3 protein-coding genes are annotated in these 4,653 nt (G+C 75.8%); all 3 read left to right on the top strand.

All coding sequences use genetic code 11. The annotated features are described in order from the left end of the window. The coding region (locus ICW40_RS05625) for a serine/threonine-protein kinase (RefSeq protein ID WP_221652856.1) at positions 1-2,084 on the top strand (2,084 nt) is incomplete at its 5' end. Continuing rightward, positions 2,081-3,226, top strand: coding sequence for a PP2C family serine/threonine-protein phosphatase (locus ICW40_RS05620; protein ID WP_308121646.1), 1,146 nt, complete (start codon positions 2,081-2,083; stop codon positions 3,224-3,226). The genes ICW40_RS05625 and ICW40_RS05620, both read left to right, overlap by 4 nt. Next, positions 3,223-4,503 carry a vWA domain-containing protein gene (locus ICW40_RS05615; protein WP_221652854.1) on the top strand — a complete coding sequence of 427 codons (1,281 nt, stop codon included), beginning with the start codon at positions 3,223-3,225 and terminating at the stop codon, positions 4,501-4,503. The genes ICW40_RS05620 and ICW40_RS05615 overlap by 4 nt, the downstream gene beginning before the upstream one ends. The last annotated feature ends 150 nt before the right edge of the window (positions 4,504-4,653 follow it).

Here is a 4,653-nt window from a genome sequence, read left to right as displayed (position 1 = left end):
CCTCGAGCCGGCTCGCCTCGACCGCGATGGGCTCGGCGCGCACGGGCCGCACGACCGGCGTCACGCGCCGCGTCGGCACGTCCTCGACGCGCCTGCGCGCCGCGCGCCTGGGTGCCGGGCTCACGACGGTCGCGCCCGCGCCCGCCATCGACGCGGCCACCGCGATGATGACGAACCCCGAGGTGGCGGAGGAGAAGCGCTTCTGCCCCTCGTGCGGCGCCGCCGTCGGGCGCTCCGTCGAGGGGCGTCCCGGGCGCACCGAGGGCTTCTGCCCCCAGTGCCGCAGCCCGTACTCGTTCACGCCCAAGCTCCAGCCGGGCGACGTCGTCGGCGGCCAGTACGAGGTCGCGGGCGCGCTCGCGCACGGCGGCCTCGGCTGGATCTACCTCGCGAAGGACCGCAACGTCTCCGACCGCTGGGTGGTCCTCAAGGGCCTGCTCAACACCGGAGACGCCGACGCGCTCGCCGCCGCGATCGCCGAGCGGCAGTTCCTCGCCCAGGTCGAGCACCCGCGCATCGTCGAGATCTACAACTTCGTCTCGCACGACGGCGAGGGCTACACCGTCATGGAGTACGTCGGCGGGCACTCGCTCAAGGGCCTGCTCAAGAACCGGATGCGCGCCGCGGGCGGTCGGTACGACCCGTTCCCGCTCGACGTCGCCATCGCCTACGTCCTCGAGATCCTGCCCGCGTTCGAGTACCTGCACGACCTCGGGCTCGTCTACTGCGACTTCAAGCCGGACAACCTCATCCAGATCGGTGACGACGTCAAGCTCATCGACCTCGGCGGCGTGCGGCGGATCGACGACCAGGACTCGGCGATCTACGGGACGGTGGGCTACCAGGCGCCCGAGGTGGCCGAGATCGGCACGTCGGTCGCGTCCGACATCTACACGCTCGGGCGCACGCTGCTCGTCCTGGCGATGGAGTTCCGCGGCTACCAGTCGACCTACGTCGCCTCGCTCCCGCCCGTCGACCAGACCCCGCTGTTCCAGACGTACGACTCGTTCTACCGGCTCGTCGCGAAGGCGTGCGCCCCCGACCCCGCCGACCGCTTCGCCACCGTCGCCGAGCTCCGCGTCCAGCTGCACGGCGTGCTGCGCGAGGTCGTGGCGACCGACCGGGCCGCCGCCGGTCCCGGTCAGGACGCCGCGCGCGACGCCGCCCGGTCGCTGCTGTTCACGACGCCCGACGCCGCCACGGCGGTCGACGGCTGGCAGGACCTGCCGACGCTGCGCCCCGACACGGCGGACCCGCAGGCGGGGTGGCTCGCCGGCGTGGACGTCGAGGACCCGCACGAGCGGCTCGCGCAGCTCGAGCGCGCGCCCGAGCGGTCGCCCGAGGTGCTCCTGGCGATCAGCCGGGCGGGCCTGCACGCGGGCCGGTACGACGTCACGGCCGCCGCGGCCGACGAGCTGCTCGCGGGTGACCCGTGGGAGTGGCGCGCGGTCTGGCTGCAGGGTCTCGTGGCGCTCGCGACGAACGACGGCCGTGCGGCCCAGGCGGCGTTCAACGCCGTCTACGGCCAGGTGCCCGGGGAGCTCGCGCCCAAGCTCGCGCTCGCGCTCGCGTGCGAGGCGAGCGGCGAGCCGGTCATCGCGGAGGCGCTGTACGGGACGTGCGCCCGCACCGACGCCGCCTACGTGCCGCCGGCCGCCTTCGCGATGGCCCGCATCCGCGCGGCGCGCGGCGCGGTGAGCGAGGCGGTCGCGGCGCTCGACCTGGTCCCGGCGACCTCGCGCGCCTACACCGAGGCCCGGCGTCAGCGCGCCGAGCTGCTCGTGCGGTCCGACGGCGGCCTGCCCGCGCTCGCCGACGCGATGACGTCCATCCACGACGTCGGCGTCCAGCCGGCCGAGCGCACCCGGCTCACGGCCGCCGCGCTGCACGCGGCGCTCGAGCACGTGCAGGCGCACGGTCCTCAGCCCGCCGTGAGGATCGGGGCGTGGCCCGCCGCGGAGCCCGAGCTGCGGGACGGGCTCGAGCGCACCTACCGCGAGCTCGCTGCGGCCGCGTCGACGCCCGCCGAGCGGATCGCTCTGGTCGACGCCGCCAACGACGTCCGCCGATGGACGCTCCGGTGACGGGCACGCCGGTGACGGGTGCTCCCGAGGTGCCCGTGTGCGCCGCGTGCGGCACGCCCGCGCCCGCCGGCGCCCGGTTCTGCGAGGCCTGCGGTGCGGACCTGCCGACCGGCGCCGCTCCCTCGTCCACCGAGAATGCTGCGTCGGCCGCCGCAGCAGGGCCGGCGCTGTCGGCGCCCACGATGCCTGCCCGGACCGGCATGGTGCCGCTGCTGCCCGGAACGCTCGCCTGCGCCGAGTGCGGCGGCGAGGTGGACGCCGACGGCTACTGCACGCAGTGCGGGTCCAAGGCGCCCCGCCCCCGCGACCACATGATCGAGCAGCCCCAGCCCTGGGTCGCGTCCGTGAGCGACCGCGGCCGGCGGCACCACCGCAACGAGGACGCGGCCGCGATCGCGGCCGACCCGGAGCCGGGCTCGTGGGCCGCGCTCGTGGTCTGCGACGGCGTCTCGAGCTCGGAGTCGTCCGACGTCGCCTCGCTCGCGGCGGTGCGCGCAGCGCGCGGCGTCCTCGTGCGTGAGCGCGGCGCGGGCCTCGCGTCGGGCTCGGCGCTCGCTGCCCTGGCCGAGTCGCGGGTCCGGGCGGCCGGGAAGGCGGCCGCCGCCGCGGTGGCGGCGACCACGGAGGCGCACCACGGCGACAGCCCGCCCTCGTGCACGTTCGTGGCAGGGGTGGTCGACGGGGACCGCCTCACCGTCGGCAACGTCGGGGACAGCCGCGCCTACTGGCTGCCCGACGCGGGCGAGCCGGCGGTCCTCACGGTCGACGACTCGTGGGCCGCCGAGCAGGTGGCCGACGGCGTGCCGCGCGCCGAGGCCGAGGCCGGGCCGCACGCGCACGCGATCACCCGGTGGCTCGGCGTCGACGCCGACGACCAGGTCCCGACGGTGACCCACCACACCCTCGACGGACCGGGGTGGCTCCTGCTGTGCTCGGACGGGCTGTGGAACTACTGCTCGGAGGCGCCCGCGACGGCCGCGGTCGTCGCGGAGGCGGTCGCGGCGTCGGCCGGCGAACCCCTCGCCGCCGCCGACCACCTGGTCCGGTGGGCGAACGAGCAGGGCGGCAAGGACAACATCACGGTGGCGCTGGCGAGGATCAGCGGGCCGTCGGCACGGACGCACGAAGGAGAACCGGCATGACGAGCTTCACGGCGGCGGTGTACCAGAACGAGTACCTGGCGGACGGCAGCACGGACGTGCACGCGATCGTGACTGTCGAGTGCTCCGGTTCGGGCCAGGCCGGGCAGTCGGGCGGTGGCGCGGCCGAGCTCGTCATCATCGACACGTCCGGCTCGATGGGCTGGGACGGCGTGCGGGCCGCGCAGACGGCCGCGAACGCGGCGCTCGACCAGGTGGTGCCGGGAACGTGGTTCGCGGTGATCGCCGGCAGCCACGCGGCCCGGCTCGTGTACCCGACCGACACCCGTGAGGGCGCCATGGCGCCGATGAACCCGCAGACGCGCGAGGAGGCGCGGCGCGCGATCGGGTCGCTCGCGCCCGACGGCGGCACGGCGATGGGCACGTGGCTCGAGCTCGCGGCACGGGTCGCGACGTCCGTGCCCGGCGTCACGCAGCGGCACGCGATCCTGCTGACCGACGGCAAGAACCAGCACGAGTCGCCGCAGGACCTCGACGTGCGGCTCCGGTCGGCGATCGGCGTGTTCCAGGCGGACTGCCGCGGCGTCGGCGCCCAGTGGGAGGTCGGCGAGCTGCGGCGCATCGCGTCGGCGCTCATGGGCACGGTCGACCTCATCCCGCGGCCGGACCAGATGGCCGAGGAGTTCGCGTCGCTCATGCGGGCGGCGATGAGCCGCGGCGTGGCGTCCGCCGACCTCCGCGTGTGGGCGCCGCAGGGTGCGCAGGTGCTCTTCGTGCGCCAGGTCTCGCCGACGGTCGAGGACCTCACGCCGCGGCGCCGGGACGTCAACCCGCTCACGGGCGGCTTCCCGACCGGCAGCTGGGGCGACGAGTCGCGCGACTTCCACGTCGCCGTCCGGCTCCCGGCCGCACGCGCCGTCGGGCAGGAGCAGCTCGCGGCCCGCGTGCAGGTGGTCGTCGGGGAGCAGGTCCAGGCTCAGGGACTCGTCAAGGCGATGTGGTCGGACGACTCCGCGCTCACCGCGCGGATCAGCCCCGAGGTCGCCCACTACACGGGACAGGCGGAGCTCGCGCAGGTCATCCAGGAGGGTCTCGCCGCCCGTGCGGCGGGCGACGACCGGACGGCGACCGCGAAGCTCGGGCGCGCCGCCCAGCTCGCCGCCGAGACCGGCAACGCCGAGGCGACGTCCAAGCTGCGCCGCGTGGTCGACATCGAGGAGCCCGCGACCGGCAAGGTCCGGCTCAAGCAGAAGGTCGACAAGCTCGACGAGATGGCGCTCGACACCGCCTCGACGAAGACCACGCGGGTGCGCAAGTGAGCGCCGTCTGCCCCCAGGGGCACACGAGCGAGTCGACCGACTACTGCGACACGTGCGGCGCGCCCATCGCCGCGGCGGGTGCCGTCCCCGGTGCCGCCCCCACCGCGACCCCCACGCCCGCGGCCGCCACCGCGGCTGGCGGCGGGGCGC

The organism is Actinotalea ferrariae (assembly GCF_019733465.1).
GTDB lineage: Bacteria > Actinomycetota > Actinomycetes > Actinomycetales > Cellulomonadaceae > Actinotalea > Actinotalea ferrariae_A.
This window is presented reverse-complemented; position numbering and strand designations above follow the sequence as displayed.

Bases quoted from the DNA above. Each gene is read 5' to 3' on its own strand.
- ICW40_RS05615 (WP_221652854.1), top strand. From the start codon at position 3,223: ATGACGAGCTTCACGGCGGCGGTGTACCAGAACGAGTACCTGGCGGAC.